This is a genomic window from Rhodoferax sp. P1_F3, from assembly GCF_056405715.1.
On sequence record NZ_JBFUBO010000009.1, the window covers coordinates 121,251 to 147,409 of the forward strand.

At 62.8% G+C, this 26,159-nt stretch carries 26 protein-coding genes and 1 tRNA gene; 16 read left to right on the forward strand and 11 right to left on the reverse strand.

Going from position 1 to position 26,159, the window contains the following annotated elements; genetic code table 11:
• Positions 1–30: 30 nt before the first annotated feature.
• On the forward strand, positions 31–5,853 hold the full coding sequence (locus AC1DZ5_RS15715; protein WP_477890675.1) for a hybrid sensor histidine kinase/response regulator: 5,823 nt from the start codon (positions 31–33) through the stop codon (positions 5,851–5,853).
• Here the strand turns inward: AC1DZ5_RS15715 and AC1DZ5_RS15720 are convergent.
• Positions 5,842–7,299: a cryptochrome/photolyase family protein gene (locus AC1DZ5_RS15720; protein WP_477890677.1), complete on the reverse strand. Its 1,458-nt coding sequence runs from the start codon at positions 7,297–7,299 to the stop codon at positions 5,842–5,844. The two genes, AC1DZ5_RS15715 and AC1DZ5_RS15720, sit on opposite strands and share 12 nt — an antisense overlap.
• 21 nt (positions 7,300–7,320) lie before the next feature.
• On the opposite strand from AC1DZ5_RS15720, the gene AC1DZ5_RS15725 reads away from it, so the two are divergent.
• From AC1DZ5_RS15725 to AC1DZ5_RS15750, 6 genes are read left to right on the forward strand one after another with little or no spacing between them, the layout of a single operon-like run.
• Entirely contained in the window at positions 7,321–7,920 is a 600-nt protein-coding gene (locus AC1DZ5_RS15725; protein ID WP_477890679.1) for a YqgE/AlgH family protein, read from the forward strand.
• Positions 7,917–8,330, forward strand: a complete 414-nt coding sequence (gene ruvX / locus AC1DZ5_RS15730) for a Holliday junction resolvase RuvX (protein WP_477890681.1) — start codon at positions 7,917–7,919, stop codon at positions 8,328–8,330. Before AC1DZ5_RS15725 ends, ruvX begins: the two co-directional genes overlap by 4 nt.
• On the forward strand, positions 8,327–8,824 hold the full coding sequence (gene pyrR, locus AC1DZ5_RS15735; RefSeq protein ID WP_477890683.1) for a bifunctional pyr operon transcriptional regulator/uracil phosphoribosyltransferase PyrR: 498 nt from the start codon (positions 8,327–8,329) through the stop codon (positions 8,822–8,824). The genes ruvX and pyrR overlap by 4 nt, the downstream gene beginning before the upstream one ends.
• Before the next feature lie 3 nt (positions 8,825–8,827).
• On the forward strand, positions 8,828–9,790 hold the full coding sequence (locus tag AC1DZ5_RS15740) for an aspartate carbamoyltransferase catalytic subunit (protein ID WP_477890685.1): 963 nt from the start codon (positions 8,828–8,830) through the stop codon (positions 9,788–9,790).
• Positions 9,791–9,817: 27 nt separating this feature from the next.
• A complete protein-coding gene (locus tag AC1DZ5_RS15745; protein WP_477890687.1) occupies positions 9,818–11,101 on the forward strand; it encodes a dihydroorotase in 1,284 nt (427 codons plus the stop codon).
• 1 nt (position 11,102) lies between these two features.
• A complete protein-coding gene (locus AC1DZ5_RS15750; RefSeq protein WP_477890689.1) occupies positions 11,103–11,861 on the forward strand; it encodes a lysophospholipid acyltransferase family protein in 759 nt (252 codons plus the stop codon).
• 85 nt (positions 11,862–11,946) lie between these two features.
• On the opposite strand, the gene AC1DZ5_RS15755 is transcribed toward AC1DZ5_RS15750, so the two are convergent.
• The gene (locus AC1DZ5_RS15755; RefSeq protein ID WP_477890691.1) at positions 11,947–12,624 is read right to left on the reverse strand and encodes a glutathione S-transferase family protein; all 678 of its coding nucleotides are present in this window, start codon (positions 12,622–12,624) and stop codon (positions 11,947–11,949) included.
• 77 nt (positions 12,625–12,701) lie between these two features.
• Between AC1DZ5_RS15755 and AC1DZ5_RS15760 the strand changes: the two genes are divergently transcribed.
• Positions 12,702–13,583 (forward strand): LysR family transcriptional regulator, encoded by an 882-nt coding sequence (locus AC1DZ5_RS15760; RefSeq protein ID WP_477890693.1) that lies wholly within the window; start codon positions 12,702–12,704, stop codon positions 13,581–13,583.
• Positions 13,584–13,595: 12 nt separating this feature from the next.
• Here AC1DZ5_RS15760 and AC1DZ5_RS15765 read toward each other — a convergent pair.
• Positions 13,596–13,670 (reverse strand) — tRNA-Arg (locus AC1DZ5_RS15765).
• Between the two features lie 109 nt (positions 13,671–13,779).
• Between AC1DZ5_RS15765 and AC1DZ5_RS15770 the strand changes: the two genes are divergently transcribed.
• Together AC1DZ5_RS15770 and AC1DZ5_RS15775 are read left to right on the forward strand one after the other, a co-directional pair.
• Entirely contained in the window at positions 13,780–14,265 is a 486-nt protein-coding gene (locus AC1DZ5_RS15770; RefSeq protein WP_477890695.1) for a Pycsar system effector family protein, read from the forward strand.
• A gap of 7 nt (positions 14,266–14,272) precedes the next feature.
• On the forward strand, positions 14,273–14,968 hold the full coding sequence (locus AC1DZ5_RS15775; RefSeq protein WP_477890697.1) for an adenylate/guanylate cyclase domain-containing protein: 696 nt from the start codon (positions 14,273–14,275) through the stop codon (positions 14,966–14,968).
• A gap of 182 nt (positions 14,969–15,150) precedes the next feature.
• Here the strand turns inward: AC1DZ5_RS15775 and AC1DZ5_RS15780 are convergent, their stop codons facing one another.
• The 4 genes from AC1DZ5_RS15780 to AC1DZ5_RS15795 are packed head-to-tail and all read right to left on the reverse strand — an operon-like array spanning position 15,151 to position 18,070.
• Entirely contained in the window at positions 15,151–16,365 is a 1,215-nt protein-coding gene (locus AC1DZ5_RS15780) for a vWA domain-containing protein (RefSeq protein WP_477890699.1), read from the reverse strand.
• A 19-nt stretch (positions 16,366–16,384) separates the two neighbouring features.
• Positions 16,385–16,981 (reverse strand): GNAT family N-acetyltransferase, encoded by a 597-nt coding sequence (locus AC1DZ5_RS15785; RefSeq protein ID WP_477890701.1) that lies wholly within the window; start codon positions 16,979–16,981, stop codon positions 16,385–16,387.
• Between the two features lie 6 nt (positions 16,982–16,987).
• Positions 16,988–17,209 carry a hypothetical protein gene (locus AC1DZ5_RS15790; protein ID WP_477890703.1) on the reverse strand — a complete coding sequence of 74 codons (222 nt, stop codon included), beginning with the start codon at positions 17,207–17,209 and terminating at the stop codon, positions 16,988–16,990.
• 6 nt (positions 17,210–17,215) lie between these two features.
• Complete coding sequence (locus AC1DZ5_RS15795) at positions 17,216–18,070, reverse strand: AAA family ATPase (protein ID WP_477890705.1); 855 nt, start codon at positions 18,068–18,070, stop codon at positions 17,216–17,218.
• Between the two features lie 128 nt (positions 18,071–18,198).
• Between AC1DZ5_RS15795 and AC1DZ5_RS15800 the strand changes: the two genes are divergently transcribed.
• Positions 18,199–18,864 (forward strand): c-type cytochrome, encoded by a 666-nt coding sequence (locus AC1DZ5_RS15800; protein ID WP_477890707.1) that lies wholly within the window; start codon positions 18,199–18,201, stop codon positions 18,862–18,864.
• A 99-nt stretch (positions 18,865–18,963) separates the two neighbouring features.
• Complete coding sequence (locus tag AC1DZ5_RS15805; protein ID WP_477890709.1) at positions 18,964–19,425, forward strand: hypothetical protein; 462 nt, start codon at positions 18,964–18,966, stop codon at positions 19,423–19,425.
• A gap of 4 nt (positions 19,426–19,429) precedes the next feature.
• Here AC1DZ5_RS15805 and AC1DZ5_RS15810 read toward each other — a convergent pair whose 3' ends face one another.
• Positions 19,430–19,864 carry a DUF1841 family protein gene (locus AC1DZ5_RS15810; protein ID WP_477890711.1) on the reverse strand — a complete coding sequence of 145 codons (435 nt, stop codon included), beginning with the start codon at positions 19,862–19,864 and terminating at the stop codon, positions 19,430–19,432.
• A 95-nt stretch (positions 19,865–19,959) separates the two neighbouring features.
• Between AC1DZ5_RS15810 and pcaF the strand changes: the two genes are divergently transcribed.
• Both pcaF and AC1DZ5_RS15820 read left to right on the forward strand, forming a co-directional pair.
• Positions 19,960–21,162 (forward strand): 3-oxoadipyl-CoA thiolase, encoded by a 1,203-nt coding sequence (gene pcaF, locus AC1DZ5_RS15815; RefSeq protein WP_477890713.1) that lies wholly within the window; start codon positions 19,960–19,962, stop codon positions 21,160–21,162.
• A complete protein-coding gene (locus tag AC1DZ5_RS15820; protein WP_477890715.1) occupies positions 21,159–21,914 on the forward strand; it encodes a sulfite exporter TauE/SafE family protein in 756 nt (251 codons plus the stop codon). Before pcaF ends, AC1DZ5_RS15820 begins: the two co-directional genes overlap by 4 nt.
• Positions 21,915–21,937: 23 nt before the next feature.
• On the opposite strand, the gene kefC is transcribed toward AC1DZ5_RS15820, so the two are convergent.
• Both kefC and kefF read right to left on the reverse strand, forming a co-directional pair.
• Complete coding sequence (gene kefC, locus AC1DZ5_RS15825) at positions 21,938–23,764, reverse strand: glutathione-regulated potassium-efflux system protein KefC (RefSeq protein WP_477890717.1); 1,827 nt, start codon at positions 23,762–23,764, stop codon at positions 21,938–21,940.
• Complete coding sequence (gene kefF, locus AC1DZ5_RS15830) at positions 23,764–24,426, reverse strand: glutathione-regulated potassium-efflux system oxidoreductase KefF (protein WP_477890719.1); 663 nt, start codon at positions 24,424–24,426, stop codon at positions 23,764–23,766. Before kefF ends, kefC begins: the two co-directional genes overlap by 1 nt.
• Before the next feature lie 41 nt (positions 24,427–24,467).
• Between kefF and AC1DZ5_RS15835 the strand changes: the two genes are divergently transcribed.
• Together AC1DZ5_RS15835 and AC1DZ5_RS15840 are read left to right on the forward strand one after the other, a co-directional pair.
• Positions 24,468–25,088: a nucleotide-binding protein gene (locus AC1DZ5_RS15835; protein ID WP_477890721.1), complete on the forward strand. Its 621-nt coding sequence runs from the start codon at positions 24,468–24,470 to the stop codon at positions 25,086–25,088.
• A 75-nt stretch (positions 25,089–25,163) separates the two neighbouring features.
• Positions 25,164–25,619, forward strand: a complete 456-nt coding sequence (locus AC1DZ5_RS15840) for a MaoC family dehydratase (protein ID WP_477890723.1) — start codon at positions 25,164–25,166, stop codon at positions 25,617–25,619.
• Here AC1DZ5_RS15840 and trmL read toward each other — a convergent pair.
• The gene (trmL, locus tag AC1DZ5_RS15845) at positions 25,616–26,089 is read right to left on the reverse strand and encodes a tRNA (uridine(34)/cytosine(34)/5-carboxymethylaminomethyluridine(34)-2'-O)-methyltransferase TrmL (RefSeq protein ID WP_477890725.1); all 474 of its coding nucleotides are present in this window, start codon (positions 26,087–26,089) and stop codon (positions 25,616–25,618) included. The two genes, AC1DZ5_RS15840 and trmL, sit on opposite strands and share 4 nt — an antisense overlap.
• Positions 26,090–26,159 lie beyond the last annotated feature (70 nt).

The following is a 26,159-nucleotide window of genomic DNA, read 5'->3' on the forward strand; positions in this document are numbered from 1 at the left end:
GCCCCGTGAGATCCAGGAGAGCTTGAACCCATGTCATCGAACACAGCCGCTCCCGGCGACAACGAACTAGCGGTCAATGATCTTGGGCCTTTGGCCTGGGTGCTTGACGAGCTGCGCAAGTCACTAGACGGGGCGACGAAGGCGATGCGCCGGTTCGTGCGTGATGCCGAATTGGCTCGGGGCTCCGACCTGACGGAGCTGGATGCCAGCCACCTGCGTATTGCCCGTCAGCAGTTGCACCAAGCGGTGGGCGCATTGGAGATGGTCGGGCTGGTGGCACCTGCGAAGTTCTTACGCTCCATGGAGTCGCTCGCGCAAAAATTTGTGCAGCGTCCGGAGTTGTGCAGCGATGACGCCGCCAACCGCATGGAGCGCGCCAGTTTTGCCCTGACCGAATACCTCGAAGGCGTACTCAAAGGCAAAACCGCATCCTCGGTGGCGCTATTCCCGCAGTACCGGGCTTTGCAAGAGCTGGCTGGCGCGGACCGCATTCATCCTGCAGACCTGTGGCCGCCCGAGTGGCGCTGGGTGGCGATTGCTGCGCCTGTCGGAGTAGCTCCACTGGCCTATGGCGCCGATGTGCGCCGCGACATGGACCAGGCTGTGTTGCGTTTGGTCAAAAGCGGCGACGTCAAGGCCGCGCAGCGACTGCGCGATATCAGTCACGGTTTTGCCGCGGCAGCGACCGAACTTGAAACCAAAACTTTCTGGATGGTGTGCGCAGGCTACTTTGAGGCCATGGCCCAAGGCCTGTTCTCTGGTGATGTTTACACCAAGCGTGCCGCGTCGCGCATCCTGCAGCAGTATGTGGCCCTGGCCAAGGGGGGTGCGTCGGTCTCTGAACGCCTTGCCCAAGACTTGGTGTTTTTCTGCTCGCGGGCAACGCCCAAGGACGCAGCCTCTTCGCCAAGTTTGTTGGCTGTGCGCAATGCCTACGGCCTGACGCGTACCAAGCCGGTGGATTACGACACCGAGCAGTTTGGCCGGTTTGATCCTGCGCTGTTGGTTTTGGCGCGCAAGCGCATTGCCTCCGCGGCGGAGACTTGGTCTGCCTTGGCAGGTGGCGACACCAACCGTTTGAAGGCGGCGGGTGAGCAATTTGCAGCCGTGGCCGATGCGGTGGTGAAGCTGCACGCGGAAAGTGGTGATCTGGCCAAGGCGCTGTCCCGTGCCATTGAGGCTACGGTGCGTTCCGGTGCGGCTCCTGTACCCGCTGTGGCCATGGAAGTGGCTACTTCGGTGTTGTACCTGGAAGCAGCGTACGAGGATCTGGACCCCACGGACAGCCAGATGGCGGACCGCAGTGCCCGGCTTGCGCAGCGCCTTGAGCACGTTGGCGCCGGTGGCGATCCTGAGCCACTGGAGTCCTGGATGGAGGAGCTGTACCGCCGCGTCAGCGACCGCCAAACCATGGGCAGTGTGGTGGACGAATTGCGGACCAATCTGGCCGAAGTGGAAAAATCGCTGGACCAGTTCTTCCGCGACCCCCGCGACAAATCTCCTCTGCGTGAAGTGCCCAGCCAGTTGGCGCAAATGCGTGGCGTGTTCTCGGTATTGGGGCTGGACCAGCCTTCTATTGCCGCCATTCGCATGCGTGCCAGTGTGGAGCAGTTTCTGGTGGATGACATCGACGAAGCGACCGCCCGTACCGGAATTTTTGAGAAGATTGGTAGCAGCTTGGGGGCGATGGGCTTCCTTATCGACATGCTGAGCTACCAGCGCGCGCTTGCCAAGACTTTGTTTGTATACGACGAAGAGCTCGGTGAGTTCAAGCCTCTGATGGGCCGTGAGCGCGCAGTTGTGCAAGATGCCGCCCCTGTGCCACAACCCGATGTGGCCTCTGATGTGGCTGCGCTCGAAATGTTGACGGCGGCCCCGCCTGCGGTGCCTGAAGTGGTTGCACCTCCCACCGTCGCCATCGCTGTGCCGGTGGTGGCTCCGGTGGCAGTTGCCACCCCAAGCCCCGCACCTGCAGAAGACGCTGACGACGACGCTGAGTTGCGCGACATCTTCTTGGAAGAAGCGCGCGAAGTGGTGCAGAACGGTTTGGCGGCAGTGGAGTCGCTGCGTGCGGACCCCACCAACCTCTCCGAGCAAACGACGTTGCGCCGTGCTTTCCACACACTCAAGGGCAGCTCGCGCATGGTCGGGCTGAATGAGTTTGGCGAAGCCGCTTGGTCGTTTGAGCAATTGCTCAATACTTCGCTAGCCGAGCAGCGCCCGGCTAGCGATGACTTGGTGTCCGTATCCGGTGACGCCATGCAGGCGTTTGGCCGCTGGGTAGAAGACATTGCCTCTGGGGCAGACGTTCCCTGGAGTGCCTCCGAGTTCCGCAAAACTGCGGAAGCACTGCGTTTGCACAATACGCTGCAGCCCTTGCAAACGCCCGGCGCTGAGCCAGGGGTGGACTCGCCTGCATTACCCGCAAGTGCTGGATTGCCACCCGAAGCAGAGCCAGAAGCTGCATGGCCAGACTTTGATTCCACCCAGTTGTCCAACGGTCTGTCGCTGGATGCCAAGCCCGAACCACGACAAGCTGACTTTGCATCGACCCAGTTGTTCTCGGGGCTGGATGTGCAGGAGCCCGTTGCTGCTACGCCGCCACCAGATTTTGTGTCGACGCAGATCTTCAGTTTTGACACCACGCAGGCATTTGAAGTACCCCCCGCGAAGGCGGATGCGATGGACGCGCATGGTGGTACCGAAGTCAGTGAAGTGGATTTGGGCGACTTCGACTTTGGTAGTTTCGATGCGCCAGTGGCCGCACCGGCACAGCCTGCCGCCGAGGTGGTAGAAGTCCCTGCCGAGGAAGAACTCGAATCGGATTCTGGCCCGGACACCGTGATTTCTGATTTGGTTGAGCTGCCTGCAGAGCAGGCAGAAGAAGAGCCCCTGATCGAGTCGCCGCTCATGGAGCCCGACGATGGTTTGAAGATTATTGGGCCCTTGCGCCTGAGCATCCCGCTGTACAACGTTTATCTGAATGAGGCGGACGAGTGGTCGCGCCGCTTGCAGACTGAGCTTAGCGAATGGGCGTTGGAGTTGCCCAAGACGGTGCCAGACTCTGTGATTGCGCTGTCGCATTCCTTGTTGGGCAGTTCCGCGACGGTCGGCTTTGTGGCCTTGTCTGACATGGCCCGTGCGCTGGAACAAGCCCTGCAGCATGTGCAATTGCACCGCCAGGGTTCTGCCGAACAGGCCGCCGTGTTCAATGACGCGGCAGAAGACATTCGCCGTTTGTTGCACCAATTTGCGGCCGGCTTCCTCAAGGACGCGGATGCTACGGTGCTGTCTGCCCTGCACGCGATCACGGAAACCGAATTCCCCGCGCCGGCTCTGGAAAGTGCATCGAACCAATCGCTGGACGATTCGGTGTTGGACGATCTGGATTCGCTGATGGAAGAAGAGGCGCCTGCTCCTGTCCCCGCCCCTACACCCGTGCAGGAGCCCGTTTATGTGCCATCGCTGGGTGCCGCACCGCTGACCATCGTGGACGCCGAAGACGAGGATATCGACGCCGAGGATCACTTGGACGACGATTTGCTGCCCATCTTCGACGAAGAGGCCACAGAACTGATGCCCCAGCTGGGTACTGCACTGCGACAGTGGGTGGCGCGCCCCGACAACATGGGCGCCCGCAACGAAATTTTGCGGCTGCTGCATACGCTCAAGGGCAGTGCCCGTTTGGCCGGCGCCATGCGTCTGGGTGAAATGGCTCACCGTATGGAATCGTCCATTGAGCAGGTTGGCACCGAGGCTTTGCAAGCCGTGCAGTTGGAGCCGTTGTTGACACGCTTTGACACGCTGCAAGCTGTGTTCGCTGCACTGGGCAAGCCAGAGGTTGAAGAAGTTCCAGCACCCGTGCTGGAAGCAGAAGACGCCGATTCGGAGGCGAGTGGCGATGCAGTGACCGCAGCGCCCGCGCCCTTGAAGATCAAACCCGTGGTGCACACCCCACTGACCGCTCTGCCCAAGGCCAGCAGCAACCAGTCGGTGCGCGTGCGCTCGCACCTGTTGGACCGCTTGGTCAACCAGGCGGGTGAGGTCATGATCACGCGCTCGCGCATGGATGCGCGCCTGAACCAGTTGCGCTCATCGCTGGGCGAGCTTGGTGGAAACCTGGACCGTTTGCGCCAACAGCTGCGCGACGTGGAATTGCAGGCCGAGTCGCAGATGCAATCGCGCTTGGCACAAACCAAAGATTCCGCGCAGTCCTTCGACCCGTTGGAGTTTGACCGCTTTACCCGCGTGCAAGAGCTGACCCGCATGATGGCTGAGTCGGTGAACGACGTGGCGACCGTGCAGCGCAATTTGCAGCGCTCGGTGGAAGGCACCGAAGACGATTTGATCGCCCAGGGCCGTCAGGCCCGTGAGTTACAGCGCGATTTGCTGCGTACCCGCATGGTGGAGTTTGAAGGTATCTCAGACCGCCTGTATGGCGTGGTGCGCCAGGCCTCGAAGGACGCAGGCAAACAGGTCAAGCTGGACATTACCGGCGGCTCTATTGAGATGGACCGGGGTGTGCTGGACCGTATGGCCCCCGCGTTTGAGCACTTGCTGCGCAATGCGGTCGCCCACGGCATTGAGACGGCAGAGGCCCGCGCCACTGCTGGCAAGCCTGCGGTAGGCACCATCAATATTCTGGTGCACCAGGAAAGCAATGACGTGTCCGTGTCCTTCAGTGACGACGGTGGCGGCCTGCACCTGGACCGCATTCGCGCCAAAGCCATTGCAAACGGCGTGGTGGCGGATGATGCTGAACTGAGCGATAGCGATGCCGCCAACCTGATCTTCATGCCAGGCTTCTCTACCGCCGACCAGGTGACCGAATTGGCCGGTCGCGGTATCGGGATGGACGTGGTGCGCTCCGAGGTGAATGCCTTGGGCGGCCGCATTGAAACCCAGACCGAGCCTGACAAGGGCACCACCTTCAAGCTGGTGCTACCGCTGACTACTGCCGTGACGCAGGTGGTGATTCTGCGCATGGGCGAGTTCTCGGTGGGCGTGCCCGCCAACATCATGGAAACGGTGCTGCGCGTTCCCGCTGACAAGCTGGAACAGTCCTATACCGACCAGGCCTTTGACATGGCGGGCCAGGCCCTGCCATTCTTCTGGGCGGGTGCCTTGCTGCAAGTGTCTGCCCGCAGCAGGGAGCCCAAGAGCAAGACCATGCCGGTGGCGGTGTTCCGCAGCGCGGGCCAGCGCCTGGCCGTCCACGTGGACGAAGTGTTGGGCAACCGCGAAGTGGTGGTGAAGAATTTGGGCCCCCAACTGGCACGTTTGCCTGGCTTGGCTGGCATGTCCGTGCTGGCGTCTGGCGCCGTGGTACTGATCTACAACCCCGTGGCCTTGGCCGCGGTGTATGGCGAGCAGGCCCGCGCCTTGGGCGCTGCGGTAGCCGATGAAGCTACGGCTGGCGAAGGCACATCGGTTGCGGAAGCCAGCAACTCTTCCATGATGGAGGCCACAGACCAGCTGCCGCTGGTGCTGGTGGTGGACGATTCCATCACGGTACGCCGCGTGACGCAGCGCCTGCTCAAGCGCGAAGGCTACCGTGTGGCGCTGGCCAACGATGGCTTGCAAGCGCTGGAGCGTCTGCAGGAAGAAATTCCTGCGGTGGTGCTGTCCGACATCGAAATGCCGCGCATGGACGGCTTTGACTTGGCGCGCAACATCCGTGGCGATGACAAGCTCAAACACCTTCCCATCATCATGATTACCTCGCGCATTGCGGAAAAACACCGTGAGCACGCACGTGATCTGGGTGTGGACCACTACCTGGGCAAGCCCTACAACGAAGACGAGTTGCTGGGCCTGGTGCGCAGCTACTGCAGCACTGCGCTAACTGCCTGAGTCGGCTTTCTTGACGATGCCGTAGCGCTGCAGCGTGCGTGCACGTGCGGTGGCATGGTCGACGATGGGACGCGGATAGTCAGTCCCAAGCGTGATGCCTGCGGCGCCAAGCTCCAGGGGTTTGGCCAGCCAGGGGGCGTGGATGCTCTTGGGCCCCAGCCCTGCCAAGACTGGCAGATAACGACGGATGAATTTGCCCTCGGCATCAAACTTCTCACTCTGCGTGATGGGGTTGAAGATGCGGAAGTAAGGTTGCGCATCGCAACCGCTGGAGCTCACCCACTGCCAGCCGCCGTTGTTGGCCGACAGGTCAAAGTCATTGAGCTGCTCGGCAAAGTAGCGCTCACCCCAGCGCCAGTCCAAGCCCAGATGCTTCACCAAAAAGCTGCCGGTCACCATGCGCAGGCGGTTGTGCATGTACCCGGTCTGGTTCAGCTGCGCCATGGCCGCGTCCACCAGCGGGTAGCCGGTTTTACCCTGGCACCAGGCGGCGTAGAGCTGCTGGGCGTGTTCGCCCTGTTCCCAGGCGACGTGGTCGTACTCGGGCTTGAAGGCCTGCGTAGCCACCTGCGGAAAATTCGCCAGGATCTGGAAGTAAAAGTCGCGCCACACCAGCTCGCCCAGCCAGGTGGCTGCGCCGGGGCTGCCCTGCGCACACTGCTCTTGGGCCAGCGCCACCAGCTGGCGTATCGACACCGTGCCAAAGCGCAGGTGCACGCTCAGGTAGCTGGGGCCTTTGACCGCGGGGAAGTCGCGGGTCTGGTCATAGCGGCCCATGCGATCCACAAAATTGGTGAGCAGCTGCTGGGCACCTGACTCTCCGGTGGGGATGCTGAGCTGCTGGAGGTTGGTGGCCTCGAAACCCAGTTCTGCCAGTGTGGGCACTGCTTTGGCATGGCCCGGTGGCTTGGACACCAGCTTGTGCAGCCGCGCCGTGCTGTCTTGCCGCACCACCGGGGCCTGCTCCAGCCGGGCTAGCCAGGCACGCTTGTAGGGGGTGAACACGCCGTAGGGCTTGGCCATTTGCGTGAGCACTTCGCGCTCTTCAAAAATCACATGGTCTTTGACCAGTACCAGCGTCGCATGCAGGGCACGCAGGCTTTCTCGCACCTCAGCGTCCCGTGCGATGGCAAGGGGCTCATAGTCTCGGGCGGCAAATACTGCCTGCGCTCCCACTTCCTGCGCCAGCGCCGGAATGCAGGCCTGGGGGCGGCCTTGCAGCACTACCAGCTTGCCCGCGAGGTTTTTGTCCAGTTCTACTAAGGATTCGCGGATGAACTCTATCCGGCGGTCGGCGCGCGGCAGGGGTGCCAGGATGTCCTCGTCAAAAACAAAGGCACAAACCACGCGCTCGCACTGCTGCAAAGCGGTGTGCAGGGCGGTGTTGTCGTGCAGGCGCAGGTCGCGGCGGAACCAGACCAGTCCGGTCGTGAATTGAGTTGGCATGGCACCCGTTAAAATCAATATATGCCCGGCGATTCTGCACCCATCAATCTGACCAACCACTTTTTGATTGCAATGCCCGGCTTGGAGGACGCCATGTTCTCCAAAAGCGTGGTCTACGTGTGTGAACACACCACGCGCGGGGCCTTGGGGCTGGTCATCAACAAGCCCTCCGACATCAACCTCGACGCGCTGTTTGACAAGATCGACCTGCCTCTGACGCGTGCCGACCTCAATGGCAACCCCGTGTTCCAGGGCGGTCCAGTGCAAACCGAACGCGGTTTTGTGTTGCACGAAGCCATTTGGGCGCTGGACACCAAGCCTGAGCAGGCGCTGTACGCCTCCACCATGACGATTCCCGGCGGTCTCGAAATGACCACCTCCAAGGATGTGCTGGAAGCCATCTCCAGCGGGTCTGGCCCGCGCAAGGTGCTGGTGTCGCTGGGCTATTCGGCCTGGGGCGAGGGCCAGCTGGAAACCGAACTGGGCGAGAACAGCTGGCTGACCGTAGACGCTGACCAAGCCATTATTTTTGACACGCCGGTGGAGCAGCGCTACGACAAGGCATTGGCCTTGCTGGGTCTGCAGGCCTGGATGATCTCCACCCAAGCGGGGCACGCATGAGCGCACCGGCTGCGGTTGTGCCGGCCCACCTGACGACGTTTATTGCTTTTGATTTTGGGCTGAAGCGCACGGGTGTTGCGGTGGGCAACCGGCTGCTGAAGACTGCGCAGCCGCAAGGCTCCATCCATGCCGAAGGCAACGCCAGGTTTGACGGCGTGGCCGCCAGGCTCAAGGAATGGCAACCCGACGCGATTGTGATTGGCGTGCCCTACCACCCCGACGGGGCGCCGCATGAGAACACCACGCGGGCCAAAAAATTCGGCCGCCAGCTCAATGGCCGCTTTGGCCTGCCGGTGTTTGAGGTGGACGAACGCTACAGCACCACCGAAGCCATCAGCTCGGGCGCGAAGGATGCCGATGCAGCCTCGGCCTGCATCATCCTGGAACAGTTTTTGAGGAGTTTGACGTGAGTACATTGGCTCTGGATGCGGAGGCGCTTTACCGCGAACTGCTGCGCGGCGTGCAGCAGTTGTGCAATGCCGATACCCGCTTGGTGGGCATTACCTCGGGCGGTGCTTGGTTGGCCGAGCGCCTGCAGGCGGACCTGAAGCTGCCGGGCAAGGCCGGCACCATTTCGTCGGCCATGCACCGCGACGACTTCGCCCAGCGTGGCCTGTCGTCGGGCGGGCAAACGCAGCTGCCGTTCGATGTGAACGGGGCGCAGATTCTGCTGCTGGACGATGTGCTCTACACCGGCCGCACACTGCGCGCAGTGATCAATGAGCTGTTTGACTTCGGCCGCCCCGCCTCGGTGCAGCTGGCCGTGCTGGTGGACCGTGGCGGCCGCCAATTGCCCATCCAACCCGACTTCGCCGCGGCGCGCGTGAGCGTGGCGCCCACCCAGTCGCTGGCGCTGGCCCGTAGCGAGTCTGGCGTGTTCTCTTTCGACGTGCAGGAGGCCTGACGCATGCTGTACAAACGCAACCCCCAACTCAACAAGCACGGCGAGCTGGTGCACCTGCTCTCGGTCGAAGGCCTGCCCAAAAGCATCCTGACCCACATTCTGGACACCGCCTCCAACTTCGTCTCCATCAACGACCGCGAAGTGAAGAAGGTGCCGCTGCTGCGCGGCAAGAGCGTGTTCAACCTGTTCTTCGAAAACAGCACGCGCACCCGCACCACCTTCGAGATTGCGGCCACACGCCTCAGTGCAGACGTCATCAACCTGGACATCGCGCGCTCCAGTGCCTCCAAGGGCGAATCGCTGCTGGACACGATTGCCAACCTGAGTGCCATGGCCGCCGACATGTTTGTGGTGCGCCACAGCGAATCCGGCGCGCCCTACCTGATCGCGCAGCACGTGGCGCCCCATGTGCATGTGATCAACGCCGGTGACGGCCGCCATGCCCACCCCACGCAGGGCCTGCTGGACATGTACACCATCCGGCACTACAAGAAAGATTTTTCCAACCTCACGGTCGCCATCGTGGGCGACGTGCTGCACTCGCGCGTGGCGCGCTCCGACATCCATGCGCTGACCACACTGGGCTGTGCCGAGGTGCGCGTGGTGGGCCCCAAGACCCTGGTGCCGTCTGATATGGCGCAGATGGGTGTGCGCGTCTGCCACACGCTGGAGGAAGGCATCAAGGACTGCGACGTGATCATCATGCTGCGCCTGCAGAACGAGCGCATGAGCGGCGCGCTGCTGCCCTCCATGCACGAGTTCTTCAAGAGCTTTGGCCTCACGCCCGAGAAACTGCAGCTGGCCAAGCCCGACGCCATCGTCATGCACCCAGGCCCCATCAACCGCGGCGTGGAGATTGACTCTGCGGTGGTGGATGGCAAGCAGAGCGTGATCCTGCCGCAGGTGACCTTTGGCATCGCCGTGCGCATGGCGGTGATGAGCATCGTTGCCGGCAATGACGCCTGATGGCCGCAGACAGAAAGACCTGACACCATGAATATTCTGATCAAAGGTGGCCGCGTGATTGACCCGGCCTCGTCGCTGGACACGCAGGCCGATGTGGCGATTGCCGACGGCAAGGTGTTGGCTATCGGTGCTGCACCCGCCGGATTTGTGCCCCAGCAGACCGTGGACGCCACGGGCTGCGTGGTCGCCCCTGGGCTGGTGGATTTGTCGGTTCGCCTGCGCGAACCCGGCCTGGAGCACGAAGGCATGTTGGCCTCGGAATTGGCCGCCGCCGTGGCCGGTGGCGTGACCAGTGTGGTCTGCCCGCCCGACACGGACCCCGTGTTGGACGAAGCGGGTCTGGTGGAAATGTTGCGTTACCGCGCCGAGCGCCTGAACCAGGCACGCGTGTTCCCCATGGGGGCGCTGACCCGTGGTCTGAAGGGCGAAGTGCTGACCGAAATGGTGGCGCTGACCGAAGCCGGCTGTGTGGCTTTTGGCCAGGCTGAGGTGCCGCTGGTCAATACCCAGGTGACCCAGCGCGCGCTGCAGTACGCCAGCACCTTTGGCTACAGCGTGTGGCTGCGCCCGCAGGAATACCACCTGGGCAAGGGCGTGGCCGCCAGTGGCCCGCTGGCCACGCGCATGGGCCTGTCCGGCGTGCCCGTGGCGGCCGAGACCATTGCGCTGCATACCATCTTTGAACTGGTGCGCTCCACCCGGGCGCGCGTGCACCTGTGCCGCATCAGCAGCGCTGCGGGCGTGGAACTGGTGCGCCAGGCCAAGGCCGAAGGCCTGCCCATCACGTGTGATGTCAGCATCAACTCCCTGCACCTGACCGACGTGGACATGGGCTACTTTGATAGCCGCATGCGCGTGAACCCGCCGCTGCGCCAGCAGCGCGACCGCGATGCCCTGCGCGCCGCCCTGGCCGACGGCACCATCGACGCGCTGGTGTCGGACCACACGCCGGTGGACGAAGACGCCAAGGCTTTGCCGTTTGCCGAGAGCGAACCCGGCGCCACGGGGCTGGAGCTGCTGCTGAGCCTGTCGCTCAAATGGGCGGGGGACCACAAGCTGGGCCTGTCCCATGCGCTGGCCGTGGTGACCAGCCAGGCCGCGCAGGTTTTGGGTGGAGAGCAGGGCAGCCAATTGGGCCGCCTGGCGGTGGGTGGTGTTGCCGACATCTGCGTGTTCGACCCCCAAGCCCCCTGGGTGGTAGAGCCCGCTGCGCTGCGCAGCCAGGGCCGCCACACCCCGTTCAGCGGCTACGAGCTGCTGGGCCGCGTGCGCGCCACGCTGGTGGCCGGCCGCATCGCGTTTGCGGCCTAGCATGTACCGCGTCCTTGCCTGCTGGCGCTTCTTGCGCGTATTGGTCCACGTGCTGGTGGGGGCCTGGCGCATCCATTGGCTATTCCCCAAGCTGACGCAGCCGGAGCGTGATGCAGAAGTTCAGGCCTGGGCCCGCGCCATGCTTGCGCGACTAGCTATCAAATTGGTAGTGAATGGCACCCCGCCCAGCGCCGGCCCCATGCTGCTGGTGGCCAACCATATCTCCTGGCTGGACATCGTGGTCATGCACGCCGCGCGCCATTGCCGCTTTATCTCCAAGGCATCCGTGCAGCACTGGCCCATCGTGGGCACGCTGGCCAATGGCGCGGGCACGCTCTACATCGAACGCGAATCCCGCCGCGACGCCATGCGCGTGGTGCACCACATGGCCGAGCGCCTGACTGCGGGCGATGTGCTGGCCGTGTTCCCCGAAGGCACCACGGGCGACGGCAGCACCGTACAGCCCTTCCATGCCAACATGTTGCAAGCCGCCATTTCGGCCCACGCCCCAGTGCAGCCCGTGGCTCTGCATTTCTCGGATGCGGCTACAGGCCACGTCAGCTTTGCGCCGTGCTACATCGGCGACGACACCCTGCTCGATTCGCTGTGGCGCACGCTGAAGACCCAGAACCTGCAGGCCGTGGTGAGCTTTGGCACCGCGCAGACGGCGGACGGACGCGATCGCCGAGCTTGGTCCACTGACCTGCGCCAAGCGGTGGTGGATTTGCGCGGCGACATTACGTTGAACGACAAGGTTTAAGAGGTAAATAGGCCTCTAGCCCTAGTATCCATTGCGCTTACAGCTCCTGTTTTCGTAGCAATCTGCCTGTGCCGCAGACGGGTCGTCAAGCCGCTACCGTGTTGTCCATCAGTCGGGACAGGGCCGACTGCCTGGCCCGCAGGAACTTCCGCAGCAGCGCCGGGTACTCGGCATGCGCGGCTTGACGTACCGAGGGGCGCTCCGCCAGCCGGCTGCGCCAGGCTTGCACCTTGGGCAGGCCATCGAAGAAGCCAAAGTCCTGGATGGCGTCAAATACCTCGAAGTAGCGGAACACCGGGCCAAACACGGCATCCACCAGGCTGAAGCGACTACCCCCGAAGTAGGGGCCGGCGCCCAGCGCGTCTTCCAGCTGTTGCATGCGCAGGCGAATCTGCTGCGCCTGCGCCGTCAAGCCCTCCGCATCTTTGGCGTTGTAGAACGCGCCAACGGTGTTGAGCAGCGAAGAGCCAAACTCCATCCAGGCCCGGTGCTGGGCGCGCTCCAGAGCCGCTTCCGGGTGCAGGCGTGGAGCTGTGGTCTCGTCCAGAAACTCGCAGATCACGGCCGATTCAAAGATGGCCTCTCCATCGACCAGCAGCACTGGCGTCTTGCCCAGGGGCGAGATGCGCAAGAACCAGTCGGGCTTGTTGGCCAGGTCGATGTCGCGGCGCTCAAACGCCAGGCTCTTCTCGGTCAGCACGATGGCCGCGCGCTGCACGTAGGGGCACAGCGTGTGCGATATCAGGACGAAGGGCGGGTGCATGGCGTCTCCAAATGCGGTTGAGAGACCGTGACTGTAGTATTGTAAAAGTGCAATGAAAATAGGCGGGAGCGCATTCAATGATTGCAAAAACGCAATACACCATCAGCGCGGCGGACCTGGAGGTCATCCTGGCCATGCTGCGCGCGGCCAACCTGGCCGGCGCGGGGGAGCGGCTGGGTGTGGATGCCTCCACGGTGTTCCGCTCCATCCGCCGCATCGAGCGCGGCCTGGGCCAGCGCCTGTTTGAGCGTTCCCGCGCGGGCTACGCGCCGTCGGAGCTGGCGCAATCGCTGGCCGAGCATGCGGAGCAGGTGGAGGCCCAGTTGGAGCGCGCACGGTCCGCGGCGCAGGCCACGCCGGAGCTGGTGTCGGGCATGGTCCGCATCACCACCACGGACACGCTGCTGCACGGCCTGATCGCGCCCGCGCTCAAAACGCTGGCCACTCTCCACCCCCTGTTGACCTACGAACTGCACGCGGGCAATGAACTCACCAGCCTGACGCGGCGCGACGCCGACATTGCAGTGCGCGCCACCAAGCGCCCGCCCCAGCACCTCGTGGGCAAGCACGTGGGCCCCATCCGGGTGGCGCTGTACGGCGCCAAGAAGGGCCCGGCGCGCAACTATGGCGATGTGGAAGTGGGTAAAGCGTCATGGATCGGGCCCGACGATGGCTTGCCCGAACACCCCTCCGTGGTCTGGCGCAAACGGCACTTTCCCAAGGTGGTGCCGCGCTACCGCGTGGGCAGCATCCTGACCGTGATGGAGCTGGTGGCCGCGGGCTTGGGGGTGGGTGTGCTGCCGTTGTTCTTGGCACAGACGCGGTCCGATCTGGTGCAGCTGACCGAACCGCTCGATGAATGCCAGACCGAACTCTGGCTGCTTACGCATCCCGAGTCACGGCACCTGCGGCGGGTGTCTGCGGTGTTTCGGCATTTGGCGGAGACGCTGGTGCTGTGAAAGTGAGAGGGCTGGTGCCCTCGACAGGAATCGAACCTGTATCTGCCCCTTAGGAGGGGGCCGTTCTATCCATTGAACTACGAAGACGGCGCAACGCGGGAGTTTACCCGCTGACCTTATGGCTTCGCGGCGCAGTGCCTCTGTTTTTTGAGGGCATCGGCTAAAGTAGTGCTGACTATATAAGAGAGGGGAGAGCATGGACGACAAAGAACGTATTGAACATGCAAGGTGGATTCTGGAGCGGAACATTGGCTGGATCGCTCAAGCAGAAGTGAAGGTGGCGGTCGTCATTTCACTTGACGCTGCAATGGTGACTGCACTTGCCGCTGCTTACACAAGTGCCAGCTCTAGAACAGTTGAATCAGTTGTCCTGACAGTCTTGTGCGGACTGGTCTTTCTGGGCGCCTTCGTCAGTTCGTTCATGGTTGTTAAGCCAAGGATCGGAGGTCCAACAAGCTCATTCGTTTACTTCGGTAAGGTTGTGCAGAAGGACAGCGTAGTCTTTTCAGACGACTTTGCAAAAGCATCTGAATCACTGTTCCTTCGTGACCTCACAGATCAGGTGCATCGGAACGCCGAGATTGCTTGCGAGAAGCACGAGTGGGTTCGCAAGGCAGTGATGTGGTCATTTTTGGCTGGTGCGTTTTGGGTTCCATCCATCGCATTGCTTGTTAAAAACTGAAGCCAAGATGACTCTCAGAACTGACCTTGAAGCTGCATGCGCGAGTACTTTTGCTAGCGCGTGGCAGAGGACTGACGGAAGGATCGTTCCGAGTGCAGCGGACATAACACTTGGCAACCACGGAAGGGACCTGGACGTTGCGGTGTTGTACGCGGACTTGGCTGATTCAACTGTCATGGTAGACACATATGCTGCTCCATTTGCTGCCGAGATATACAAAACGTTTCTGCACTGTGCGGCAAAAATTATTGAGTCTCTAAACGGCGAAATTACCTCATACGATGGAGACCGTGTGATGGCAGTTTTTATCGGAGAATCCAAGTGCACGAACGCGGTGAAAGCTGCACTTCAGATCAATTGGGCAGTGAAAAACATAGTGCGCGTGAAGATGCGCGCTCAGTATCCAACTTCGACCTTCGAAGTAAATCACGTGTGCGGAATCGACACAAGTAAGGCGATGGCTGCTCGGACGGGCATACGCGGAAGCAACGATCTCGTGTGGGTAGGAAGAGCAGCAAACTACGCTGCAAAACTGTGTGCGTTACCTCATTCGCGCCCAACATACATCACCAGCGAGGTCTACCAAACGATGAATGTTGAAACCAGAGTCTCAAATGGCACGGACATGTGGGTGAAATACCAATGGAACACATTTGACAACCGTGACATTTACGGCTCTACGTACTGGTGGACTGTGCCCTGAAGCTGCAAAAAGGCCAATCGGGACGCGTCGCCAAGTTCGTTGCAGTTTTTTTATACAAACTCGCATAAACAGGGGCTTGCCACGGAGCCTAGCAATAGAACCTGTATTTGCCCCTTGGGGGCCGTTCTATCCATTGAACTACGAAGACCAGCGAGCGGCGATTGTAAGGGCCGCGGTTTGCGTTACTTTGTCAGCTGCCGCATGGCCTCTTCCAGGCCCTTGAGGGTCAGCGGGTACATCTTGTTGTGCATCAGCTGCTGGATCACGCTGATGCTCTGGCGGTACTGCCACACGCCCTGGGGTTCGGGGTTGATCCAGGCGAACTTGGGGAAGGTGCTGGTCAGGCGCTGCAGCCACTCGGCGCCAGGCTCTTCGTTGTTGTACTCCACGCTGCCGCCGGGCTGCAGGATCTCGTACGGTGACATGGTCGCGTCGCCCACAAAGATCAGCTTGTAGTCTTTGTTGTACTTGCGCAGGATGTCCCAGGTGGCGAACTTCTCGGCAAAGCGGCGTCGGTTGTTCTTCCACATGTAGTCGTACACGCAGTTGTGGAAGTAATAAAACTCCAGGTGCTTGAACTCGGTCTTGGTGGCGCTGAACAGCTCTTCCACGCGCGCAATGTGCTCGTCCATGGTGCCGCCCACATCCATCAGCAGCAGCACCTTCACATTGTTGTGGCGCTCGGGCCGCATCTTGATGTCCAGGTAGCCCGCATTGGCCGCCGTCTTGCTGATGGTTTCGTCCAGGTCCAGCTCGTCCTCATGCCCTTCGCGTGCAAACTTGCGCAGGCGGCGCAGCGCCACCTTGATGTTGCGTGTGCCCAGCTCCTGGGTGTCGTCGTAGTCTTTGTAGGCGCGCTGGTCCCACACTTTCACCGCGCTCTTGTTGCGGCCTTTGTCTTGTCCAATGCGCACGCCTTGCGGGTTGTAGCCGTTGGCGCCAAACGGGCTGGTGCCGCCGGTGCCAATCCATTTGCTGCCGCCCTCGTGGCGTTCCTTCTGCTCTTCAAAACGCTTCTTCAGCGTTTCCATCAGCTCGTCCCAGCCCATCTTCTCGATCTTGGCCTTGTCTTCGGGGCTGAGGTTGAGCTCCAGATTCTTGCGCAGCCATTCCAGCGGAATGTCCTTGGTGAAGTCCGCAATCATCTCCACGCCCTTGAAGTAAGCGGCAAAGGCGCGGTCAAACTTGTCGTAGTGCTTCTCGTCCTTCACCAGCGTGGTGCGGCTCAGGTAGTAGAAGTCGTCTATCGTGTAGCCGCTGGGCTCGGACGGATCCTCGGGCTGTGGCGTCATCGGCCCCACCACGCCTTTTTGCAAGGCTTCCAGCAGGGTCAGGTATTCCTTGACCGAGACCGGCAGCTTGGCGGAGCGCAGGGTGTAGAAAAAGTCCAGCAGCATGGCAGGCTCCTTGTGCGCGTCAGGCGCGCGGCTTGTCCAGCAGATACAGCAGCTGCGCCTTGGCCTCGGGCCATTCGCCGCTGCGCATGCTGTACATCACGGTGTCGCGGATGGTGCCGTCGCGGCGCAGCGCGTGGCCGCGAATCACGCCGTCTTTCTTGGCGCCCAGGCGCTCGATGGCGGCCTGGCTGGCGAAGTTGAAGTTATCGGTGCGCCAGCCCACCACGTGGCTGCCCAGGGTCTCGAACGCATGCGTCAGCAGCAGCAGTTTGCAGGTGGTGTTGACGTGGCTGCGCTGGCTGCTTTTGCCGTACCAGGTGTACCCAATCTCCACGCGCTTCACGGCGGGTAGGATGTCGTGGTAGCTGCTGCTGCCCAGCACGCGGCCGGTGGCTTCGTCGGTCACGGCAAAGGCAAAGCGGTTGCCGGCCTCGCGCATGGCCAGCGCGTCTTCGATGTATTTTCGGGTCTGCTCAGGCTCGGGCACCGAGGTGATGCGCAGGGTCCACAGCTCGCCATCAGCGGCGGCGGCGCGCAGGCCGGCTTCATGCTCCAGGCCCAGGGGAACCAGCTTCACGCCGCGGGCGGTCAGGGTGACGGGTTCTACAAATGCCATGGGGCCTTACTCCTTGTCGCTTTTCTGGCGATTGCGCCAGCGGCGGGCCAGCTGCAGGCCCAAACCACCACCGAAGCCCACCAGCACGATGCCACCGATGCTGGCATTGCTGTAGCCCGCCGCAAAGATGTCCCAGCCGATCAGGCGACCTATCCAGAAGCCCAGCAGCGCACCGCCGACAAAGCCCACCGCGTCGGACACGCCTTCCAGCAACAGTTTGTTATTCATGGGGCCTTAGCGGTTGTTGCGTTGCATGAACATCAGCTTCTCGAACAGCGTGGTGTCTTGCTCGTTCTTCAGCAGTGCGCCCACCAGTGGGGGCACTGCCATCTTGTCGTCCTTGCTTTGCAGCGCTTCCAGCGGAATGTCTTCCGCCAGCAGCAGCTTCAGCCAGTCCAGCAGCTCGCTGGTGGAGGGCTTTTTCTTCAGGCCCGGCAGGCTGCGCACCTCAAAGAAGGTCTTCATGGCGGCTGACAGCAGCTCTTTCTTCAGACCGGGGAAGTGCACCTCCACAATGCTTTGCATGGTGGTCGCATCGGGGAACTTGATGTAGTGGAAGAAGCAGCGGCGCAAAAATGCGTCGGGTAGCTCTTTCTCATTATTGGAGGTGATGAACACCAGTGGGCGGTGCTTGGCTTTGATCAGCTCGCGCGTCTCGTAGCAATAAAACTCCATACGGTCGATTTCACGCAGCAGGTCGTTGGGGAATTCGATGTCGGCCTTGTCGATCTCGTCGATCAGCAGCGCCACCGGTTTGTCGGCGGTAAACGCCTGCCACAGCACGCCCTTGATGATGTAGTTGTGGATGTCCTTGACGCGCTCGCCACCGTCGACGTCGGACAGTTGCGAGTCGCGCAGACGACTCACGGCGTCGTACTCGTACAGGCCCTGCTGTGCCTTGGTGGTCGATTTGATGTGCCATTGCAGCAGGGGCATGTCCAGCGCCTGGGCCACTTCCTCGGCCAGCATGGTTTTGCCGGTGCCGGGCTCACCCTTCACCAGCAGCGGGCGCTGCAGCGTGATGGCTGCGTTGACCGACAGCATCAGGTCCTGGGTGGCGACGTAGTTCTTGGTTCCGTGGAATTTCATGGCGTGGGCGGACAGGGCAATGGGTGGTCGGACCAAACAATGCAGAAAGGCTGCAAAGGGCGCAGGTGGCGGTCGATATAATCGGCTAGCTGATTTATACCAATCACCGTCTTGATTGTCCCCGCAAAATGAACAAATTCCTCTTGTCCCTGTCCGCTGCGCTTGTCGCCTCTGTGACCGTTTTCGCTGCCCACGCCGAGGGCGTCCAAGGAGATATCAAGGCTGGCGAAAAGAAGAACGCCATGTGCATTGGCTGCCACGGCATTGTGGGTTACCAAGCCAGCTTCCCTGAAATCCACAAGGTTCCCAAGATCTCGGGCCAAGGCGGCAAGTACATTGCCTCCGCCCTGAATGCCTACAAAAAAGGCGAACGCAAGCACCCCACCATGCGCGGCATCGCCGATTCGCTGTCTGACCAGGACATCGCTGACCTGGCTGCGTATTACGAAGCCAGTGGTGCCGTGCAAGGCGCGCCCGCCCTGGAAAAGGCCGCTGCAGGCAACGACAAAGTGAACGCGCTGCTGACCAAGGGCAACTGCGCTTCTTGCCACGGTGACTCGTTCAGCAAGCCCATCGACCCCACCTACCCCAAGATCGCCGGTCAGCACAGCGACTACCTGTTTGTCGCCCTGAAGGCCTACAAGACCGAAGGCAATGCCAATATCGGCCGCGGCAATGCGGTGATGGGCGGCGTGGCCAAGCAGTTCTCCAATGCCGAGCTGAAGGAACTGGCCAACTACATGGGCAGCCTGCCCACCGAGCTGAAGACCGTGCCACAAAGCCGCTTCCGCTAAGCCGCGCAGCACGCCTAAAAAAGCCGCTTTCGAGCGGCTTTTTTCATGCGCGTAAGCCGACTTGTAGGCGCGGGGCATCGCTCCTACACTGCACGGACCATGCACGACGACTTGCCTACTTTCTCTATCCAGGGCCTGGGCTCGCCCCTGTTTCCGCCGCATGGCCGGGTGCAGTGGCACATCGATGGCCAGTTGCTGCGCAGCGAGGTGGAGGGGCCCTTCAACAAGGAACTGGCCCAGTTGGTGGGCCCGATTCTGCACAGGGCGTTTACCCAGCTCACGGCGCAGGGCCCGTGTGCAGAGGTCGTGGTGGTGCGAGGGAGCGCCATGGCGGGGCCTGAAGTGCTGGCTGCGCTGGCCCAGGGGCTGCGGCAACTGGTGCAGGCTGGCTTGGCGCCGCGGGGCACGGCCTTTGTCATTGCGCCCGCGGTAGAGGGCAGCCATGTGATGCCTGCGCTCCTAGCCCAAAGCTATGCCGATGCGGGCTGGCCCGCGTTTCAGGTGTTTGAGACGGTTGAGGCGGCCCACACCTGGCTGCTGGGCCTGTTGGCAGCGCCCTGAGGCCTTAGTCCTTGGTGGCGTGCCGTTGCACGCAGGCGATGTAGGCATCGCCGTCGGGCGGGCGGCCGGCGCGCTGGCTTTCCCACAGCATGCTGCCCAGACACTCCATGGCCTCGTGGTGGGCCTGGTGCAGCGAGTTGCGCTTGTGCGTGAGCAACTCCACCGCCTGGCGGATGCCGCGTGGCTGGTCAATGCTGCTCTGCTCGCTGATCGAGAGGTGCATGCTCAGGTGCAAAAACGGGTTGGTGCGCCCCTCGGTCGCCTCGTACATGGTGGCCAGCGCCAGGTCCACATCGGCAAAGTCGGCAGCGTACTCGGGGTGCTCGTCCATCCACTGGGCTGCTATGGTTTCAATAGCTTCCAGCGCAACACCCGTGCGGGCTTTGGCATAGGTTGAGCAAAAAAATCGACGTACGTCTTCTTGGGAGGGGCTGAACATGGGGCCAAGGTTAGCACGCGTCTGCCGCTTCTGCGTCAGCCCGTGGGCCTGTCCTTGGGTACAGTCCGGGCATCCTTGTTTGCCGGACGCCTGCCATGCCCCACGCTTTTATTTGTGACGCCATCCGCACCCCCATCGGCCGCTACGGTGGCGCGCTGAGCAGCGTGCGCGCCGACGACCTGGCGGCCGTGCCCCTGCAGGCGCTGATGGCGCGCCACCCCGGAGTGGATTGGACCCAGTTGGACGAGGTGCTGCTGGGCTGTGCCAACCAGGCCGGCGAAGACAACCGCAACGTGGCGCGCATGGCCGCGCTGCTGGCCGGTCTGCCGCTGGATGTGCCGGGCGCCACGGTGAACCGCCTATGTGGCTCGGGTTTGGATGCCATTGGCACGGCAGCCCGCGCCATCAAAGCGACAGAAGCTAGCTTTTTGATAGCGGGCGGAGTGGAAAGCATGAGCCGCGCCCCGTTCGTGATGCCCAAGATGGACACCGCCTTTGGCCGCAGCAACGCGGTTTACGACACCACGATCGGCTGGCGTTTTATCAACCCCCAGATGCAGGCGCTGTACGGCACCGACAGCATGCCCGAGACCGCGGAGAACGTGGCCGCGGAGCACGGCATTGCCCGCGACGCACAGGACCGCTTTGCGCTGGCCAGCCAGCAAAAGGCACTGGCCGCGCAGCAGGCGGGCTACCTGGACGCCGAAATCACCCCGGTCACGCTCAAGGCCAAAAAGGGCGACGCCGTGGCGGTGCGCCAGGACGAGCACCCGCGCGCCACCTCGCTGGAGGCGCTGGCCAAACTCAAGCCCATCGTCCACCCTGGCGGCACGGTAACGGCCGGCAATGCCAGCGGCGTGAACGACGGCGCCTGCGCACTGCTGCTGGCCAGTGAAGAGGCGGCCGCCCGCCACGGCCTCACGCCGCGTGCCCGCATAGTGGGTATGGCCACGGCCGGGGTGGCGCCGCGCGTCATGGGCATAGGCCCGGCGCCTGCGGTGCAGAAGGTGCTGGCGCAGACCGGGCTCACGCTGGCACAAATGGACGTGATTGAGCTGAACGAAGCCTTTGCGGCCCAGGGCCTGGCAGTGCTACGCCTCTTGGGGCTGGCCGACGACGATGCGCGCGTGAACCGCTGGGGCGGCGCCATTGCGCTGGGCCACCCGCTGGGTGCCAGCGGCGCGCGCCTGGCTACCACGGCGGTGAACCAGCTGCACACGCTGGGCGGGCGCTACGCCTTGTGCACCATGTGCATAGGGGTGGGGCAAGGCATTGCGGTGGTGTTGGAGCGCGCATGAGCTTTCCGCTAATCACCGATCCGTTTTTCTACGCCGTCACCATTCCTGCCGTGCTGCTGCTGGGCATCAGCAAAAGCGGCTTTGGCGCGGGCTTTGGCTCGTTGGCGGTGCCCATGATGGCGCTGGCCGTGACCGTGCCTGACGCGGCCGCCATCCTGATGCCGATTTTGTTTGTGATGGACGTGCTGGGCATGGCGGCGTTTCGCAAAGACTTTGACCTCAAGCTGCTGAAGTTCCTGATTCCCTTCGGCATGCTGGGCATCGCTATTGGGGCGTTGCTGTTCAAGGTGCTGAACGCGCACACGGTAGCGGCTATGGTGGGCGGCTTCACGCTGCTGTTTCTGGCGCAGCGCCTGCTGTTTCCGCCCAAGCCCGACAGTGCACCGCCGCCACGCTGGCTGGGCGCCATTCTCACCACCACCTCGGGCTTCACCAGCTTCATCGCCCACGCGGGCGGTCCGCCTATCAACGCCTATGTGATTCCGCTCAAGCTCAGCCCCGTCAAGTTCACCGCCACCATGGCGTTTTTCTTCTTTGTGGTGAACCTGAGCAAGTGGATTCCCTATGGCCTGCTGGGCTTGCTGGACATGCGCAACATGGCCACCAGCCTGGTGCTGCTGCCCATTGCCCCCGTGGGCGTGTGGATCGGCGTGCGCCTGGCGCGGCGCATCAGCCAGCAGCTGTTTTACCGATTCCTTTATGCCGGCATGTTGTTGACCGGCGTGAAGCTGCTGTGGGACGGGCTGGTCTGAGCCGATAAGCCGTTGAGCCGCTCCTAGTTGTCCCAGCCGTGGGGGCGCCGCTTTTCATTTTCTGCGCGCTCCTGCGCCATCTGCTCCTCCAGCTGTTGGCGCCCTTGTTTGATCACCGCAATCAGCTTGGAGCTGTCTTTGTAATGCGGGTGCATTTTCTCAAACAGGTCCAGGTTGTGTTGGCGAAAGCGCATGGTGGTCTGGCGCGCCGCATGGGGCTCGTGGCCGAGCAGCTCCAGCACGCTGCGGGCGCTGCGCAGGCTGGACTCAAACAGCTCGCGCTCCACCAGCATCACCCCGCGGTCGCGCAGTTTGTTCCAGTGGATCACGTCGCGCGCGCGCGCCACGATCTGCAGCTGCGGAAAGTGGACTTGCGCCAAGTCCACGATCTCCAGGGACTGCTCCACATCGTCCACCGCCACCACCAGCACCTTGGCACTGGCAGCCCCCGCGGTGCGCAGCAGGTCCAGCCGTGTGGCATCGCCATAGAACACGCGGTAGCCGATGTTGCGCGCCACCTCGATCATTTCGGCGTCATGGTCCAGCACGGTGGCCGGAATGCCCTCGGCCAGCATCACGCGCGCAATGATTTGCCCGTAGCGGCCGAAGCCAGCGATCACGATGGGCGCCTCTTGCTGCTCGGAGATTTCTTCCATGGCGGGCACGCCACAGTTGGCGTAGCGCGGCAGCACCAACCGGTCCACCACCACCAGTATTAGCGGGCTCAGCAGCATGGACACGGCCACCGCGCCAATCAGCAGCGAGGCCGTTTGCACCGGAAACACATTCGCCCCGGCCGCAGCCTGGAACACCACAAATGCAAACTCACCGCCCTGCGCCAGCAGCAGCGTGAACACCGGCCGCTCCTGGAAGGGCAGTTGGATGTGGCGCGCCAGCGCGTAGATGACCACCCCCTTGATGGCCAGAAAGCCCACCACCACCAACGCCATCAGGCCTGGCGATGCGAGCAGCACGCCAAAGTCGATGCTCATGCCCACGGCGATGAAGAACAGGCCCAGCAGCAGGCCCTTGAAGGGCTCGATGTCAGTCTCCAGCTCGCGCCGGTACTCGCTCTCGGCCAGCAGCACACCGGCCAGAAAGGCGCCCAGCGCCATGGACAGTCCCACAAACTGCATCAGCCCGGCAATGCCCACCACCAGCAACAACGCCGTGGCGGTGAAGATTTCGGGTGTCTTGGAGCGTGCAATCCAGCGGAACAGCGGGCGCATCAGCAGCCGCCCGCCGAGCACGATGCCGGCAATGACTACTATGATTTTGATAGCTGCCTGCGCATATTCGACGGGGGCTGAGGCCTCATTCGTTACAGAAACCACGCCCAGCAGCGGCAGCAGGGCCAGGATGGGAATGGCCGCCACATCCTGGAACAGCAGGATGGAAAACGCGGCCTGCCCGCTGCCCGTGGGCAGCAGGTTGCGCTCGCCCATCACCTGCAGCGCAATGGCGGTGCTGGAGAGGGCCAGGCCCAGCGCAGCCACCAGCGCCAGGCGCCAGCCCACGCCGCAGGCCATGGCCACTACGGTGAGCAATAGGGCGCAGCCCAGCACCTGCATGCTGCCCCAGCCAAAGATCGAGCGGCGCAGGTTCCACAGCCGCCGGGGCTCCAGCTCCAAACCCACCAGAAACAGCATCAGCACCACGCCAAATTCGGCAAAGTGCAGGATGTCCTCCACATTGGTCACCAAGCCCAGGCCCCAGGGGCCGATGGCAATGCCAGCGGCCAGGTAGCCAATGATGGAGCCCAGGCCCACGGCCTTGGAGAGCGGCACGGCAATCACAGCCGCACTCAAATAGATAAAGCTGTTAATCAGCCAGGTGGGTGCGTGTTCCATCAGTGTTGGGCTCCCACGGTTTCGTGCGCGGGCCGGTCGGTGTCGGGTACCACGCAGGCGGGGCAACCTTCCATCTCGTCCAGCTCGGGCCACTGCGGGTAGTTGGCCAGGCGCTCGGTGAACATGGCCACATGGGCGTCCACCTCGGCCGCGCTCACGCTGTGCGCGCCATGCAGCACCATGGGCGGCAAAAAGCGCATGCCGCAGAGGGCGGCGGTCTGCTCATAGGGCGGCATGAAGGCGTCGAAGAAGTAGCGGTTGTAGCCCTGCGGGTGGTACGAGTCCTCCGGCCCGCCGGTGGTGGCCACCAGCCACAGGTCCTTGCCCTGCAGCGCGTGGCCGCCGCCATAGGCCCAGCCGTGGGCCAGCACATCGTCCAGCCAGAGCTTGAGCAACGCGGGCATGGAGTACCACTGCACCGGGTGCAGCAGCACGACCAGTTGGGCGTCCTGCAGTCGGGCCTGTTCGGTTGGCACGGCAATGTGGTAGTCCGGGTAGCGCGCGTACAGGTCGCACACGGTGGCCGTGTCGGCGGCGCGCGCGGCCTGCAGCAGGCGCCGGTTGACCCGGGATTCACGCCAGTTGGGGTGGGCCGCCACCACGTAGATGGGGCGGGCAGGGGCGGGGGCCGTGGCGGGCGGTGCTTGGTGTTCGGTGTCCATCCCGATAACATAGCGCAGTTCCACCCTCCAAGGAGTCGTGTATGCCCGTGGTTGTTGTCGCCAATCCCAAAGGCGGGGTGGGAAAGTCCACCCTGTCCACCCAGATCGCGGGCTACTTTGCCTCCCAGGGGCATGCCGTCATGCTGGGTGATGCCGACCGGCAACAGTCCTCCAGGCTCTGGCTCACGCTGCGGCCCACCGCGGCCCGGCCCATTGCCAGCTGGGATGTGGGCGACGACCAGATTGCCAAACCCCCCAAGGGCACCACCCACGTGGTGCTGGACACCCCGGCCGGCCTGCATGGCAAGCGCCTGAAGGAGGTGCTGAAGCTGGCCGACAAGGTGGTGGTGCCGCTGCAGCCCAGCGTGTTCGACATCTTCGCCACCCGCGCTTTCTTGGACGAACTGGCCGACAGCGCCCAGGCCGCCAAAACGCAGATCGGCATCGTGGGCATGCGTGTGGACGAGCGCACCCGCGCGGCCGACCAGCTGCATACCTTTGTACAGAGCCTGGGCCTGCCGGTGCTGGGCTTTGTGCGCGACACGCAAAACTACATCCAGCTCGCCGCCCGCGGGCTCACGGTGTTTGACGTCACGCCGGGCCGCGTAGAGCGCGACCTGGCGCAGTGGCTGCCCATCTGCCACTGGCTGGACGCCAAGTAAGCCGACGTAAGCGCCAGGCCTGCTTTGTCACCCGGCGGACACACCGGTGTGCCGCGGCTGGCTACAGTGGGCGGCATGAAAACCTTTGCCACCCTTGCCGAACTCTCCGCCCTGGTGGGCCAACACGTCGCCACCAGCGAGTGGGTCACCGTCACCCAGGAGCACATCAACCTGTTTGCCCAGGCCACAGGCGACCACCAGTGGATCCATGTGGACGTGGAGCGCGCCAAGGCGGGCCCGTTTGGTGCCCCAATCGCCCATGGCTTTCTGACCCTGTCGCTGATCCCGCATTTTTTTGAAAGCGCGCTCACCGTGACCGAGGCGCGCATGGGCGTGAACTACGGGCTCAACAAAGTCCGCTTCATTGCCCCGGTGCCGGTGAACAGCCGCCTGCGCGCGCAGATGACGCTGCTGGCCAGTGACCCCATCGACAACGGCGGCCGCCAACAAACCTGGGAAGTGACCGTGGAGCGCGAGGGCGCGCCCAAACCGGTCTGCGTGGCCGAATCGCTGGCGCGCCAGTACCCTTAAACGTCGGGAGTGGCGAAGCCCTGCTGTCGCCAAGCTTCGAATACGGTTACCGCCACCGCGTTCGACAGGTTCAGACTGCGTTGTCCGGCCAACATCGGCAGGCGCAGGCTGCGCGGAGCGTCAAACGCGGCGCGCACCGTGTCTGAAATCCCCTTGGTCTCTGACCCAAACACCAGCCAATCGCCCGGCTGGAACGCCACCGCGTAGGGGCTACGCGTGCCACGTGTGGTCAGCGTGAACATGCGGTCAATGGCGGGTTGCTCGGTGTCCAGAAAGGTTTGCCAGTTGGCATGGCGCTTGAGCGCCGCGTACTCGTGGTAGTCCAGGCCGGCCCGGCGCATGTGCTTGTCATCCATGGAAAACCCCAGCGGCTCCACCAGGTGCAGCGTGCAGCCCGTGTTGGCCGCCAGGCGGATGACGTTGCCCGTGTTGGGAGGGATTTCGGGCTCGACCAGAACAATATGAAACATGGGCGGTATTGTCGCGCGGCCGCACTGGAGAATTTCCAGGATTTGCCTACTATGGATATGTCATCACTTC

What these genes read in the sequence shown, in the direction of transcription:
- AC1DZ5_RS15715 (WP_477890675.1), top strand. Translation starts at nt 31, where the DNA reads ATGTCATCGAACACAGCCGCTCCCGGCGACAACGAACTAGCGGTCAAT.
- AC1DZ5_RS15720 (WP_477890677.1), bottom strand. Translation starts at nt 7,299, where the DNA reads ATGCCAACTCAATTCACGACCGGACTGGTCTGGTTCCGCCGCGACCTG.
- AC1DZ5_RS15725 (WP_477890679.1), top strand. Translation starts at nt 7,321, where the DNA reads ATGCCCGGCGATTCTGCACCCATCAATCTGACCAACCACTTTTTGATT.
- ruvX (WP_477890681.1), top strand. Translation starts at nt 7,917, where the DNA reads ATGAGCGCACCGGCTGCGGTTGTGCCGGCCCACCTGACGACGTTTATT.
- AC1DZ5_RS15740 (WP_477890685.1), top strand. Translation starts at nt 8,828, where the DNA reads ATGCTGTACAAACGCAACCCCCAACTCAACAAGCACGGCGAGCTGGTG.
- AC1DZ5_RS15745 (WP_477890687.1), top strand. Translation starts at nt 9,818, where the DNA reads ATGAATATTCTGATCAAAGGTGGCCGCGTGATTGACCCGGCCTCGTCG.
- AC1DZ5_RS15750 (WP_477890689.1), top strand. Translation starts at nt 11,103, where the DNA reads ATGTACCGCGTCCTTGCCTGCTGGCGCTTCTTGCGCGTATTGGTCCAC.
- AC1DZ5_RS15755 (WP_477890691.1), bottom strand. Translation starts at nt 12,624, where the DNA reads ATGCACCCGCCCTTCGTCCTGATATCGCACACGCTGTGCCCCTACGTG.
- AC1DZ5_RS15760 (WP_477890693.1), top strand. Translation starts at nt 12,702, where the DNA reads ATGATTGCAAAAACGCAATACACCATCAGCGCGGCGGACCTGGAGGTC.
- AC1DZ5_RS15770 (WP_477890695.1), top strand. Translation starts at nt 13,780, where the DNA reads ATGGACGACAAAGAACGTATTGAACATGCAAGGTGGATTCTGGAGCGG.
- AC1DZ5_RS15775 (WP_477890697.1), top strand. Translation starts at nt 14,273, where the DNA reads ATGACTCTCAGAACTGACCTTGAAGCTGCATGCGCGAGTACTTTTGCT.
- AC1DZ5_RS15780 (WP_477890699.1), bottom strand. Translation starts at nt 16,365, where the DNA reads ATGCTGCTGGACTTTTTCTACACCCTGCGCTCCGCCAAGCTGCCGGTC.
- AC1DZ5_RS15785 (WP_477890701.1), bottom strand. Translation starts at nt 16,981, where the DNA reads ATGGCATTTGTAGAACCCGTCACCCTGACCGCCCGCGGCGTGAAGCTG.
- AC1DZ5_RS15790 (WP_477890703.1), bottom strand. Translation starts at nt 17,209, where the DNA reads ATGAATAACAAACTGTTGCTGGAAGGCGTGTCCGACGCGGTGGGCTTT.
- AC1DZ5_RS15795 (WP_477890705.1), bottom strand. Translation starts at nt 18,070, where the DNA reads ATGAAATTCCACGGAACCAAGAACTACGTCGCCACCCAGGACCTGATG.
- AC1DZ5_RS15800 (WP_477890707.1), top strand. Translation starts at nt 18,199, where the DNA reads ATGAACAAATTCCTCTTGTCCCTGTCCGCTGCGCTTGTCGCCTCTGTG.
- AC1DZ5_RS15805 (WP_477890709.1), top strand. Translation starts at nt 18,964, where the DNA reads ATGCACGACGACTTGCCTACTTTCTCTATCCAGGGCCTGGGCTCGCCC.
- AC1DZ5_RS15810 (WP_477890711.1), bottom strand. Translation starts at nt 19,864, where the DNA reads ATGTTCAGCCCCTCCCAAGAAGACGTACGTCGATTTTTTTGCTCAACC.
- pcaF (WP_477890713.1), top strand. Translation starts at nt 19,960, where the DNA reads ATGCCCCACGCTTTTATTTGTGACGCCATCCGCACCCCCATCGGCCGC.
- AC1DZ5_RS15820 (WP_477890715.1), top strand. Translation starts at nt 21,159, where the DNA reads ATGAGCTTTCCGCTAATCACCGATCCGTTTTTCTACGCCGTCACCATT.
- kefC (WP_477890717.1), bottom strand. Translation starts at nt 23,764, where the DNA reads ATGGAACACGCACCCACCTGGCTGATTAACAGCTTTATCTATTTGAGT.
- kefF (WP_477890719.1), bottom strand. Translation starts at nt 24,426, where the DNA reads ATGGACACCGAACACCAAGCACCGCCCGCCACGGCCCCCGCCCCTGCC.
- AC1DZ5_RS15835 (WP_477890721.1), top strand. Translation starts at nt 24,468, where the DNA reads ATGCCCGTGGTTGTTGTCGCCAATCCCAAAGGCGGGGTGGGAAAGTCC.
- AC1DZ5_RS15840 (WP_477890723.1), top strand. Translation starts at nt 25,164, where the DNA reads ATGAAAACCTTTGCCACCCTTGCCGAACTCTCCGCCCTGGTGGGCCAA.
- trmL (WP_477890725.1), bottom strand. Translation starts at nt 26,089, where the DNA reads ATGTTTCATATTGTTCTGGTCGAGCCCGAAATCCCTCCCAACACGGGC.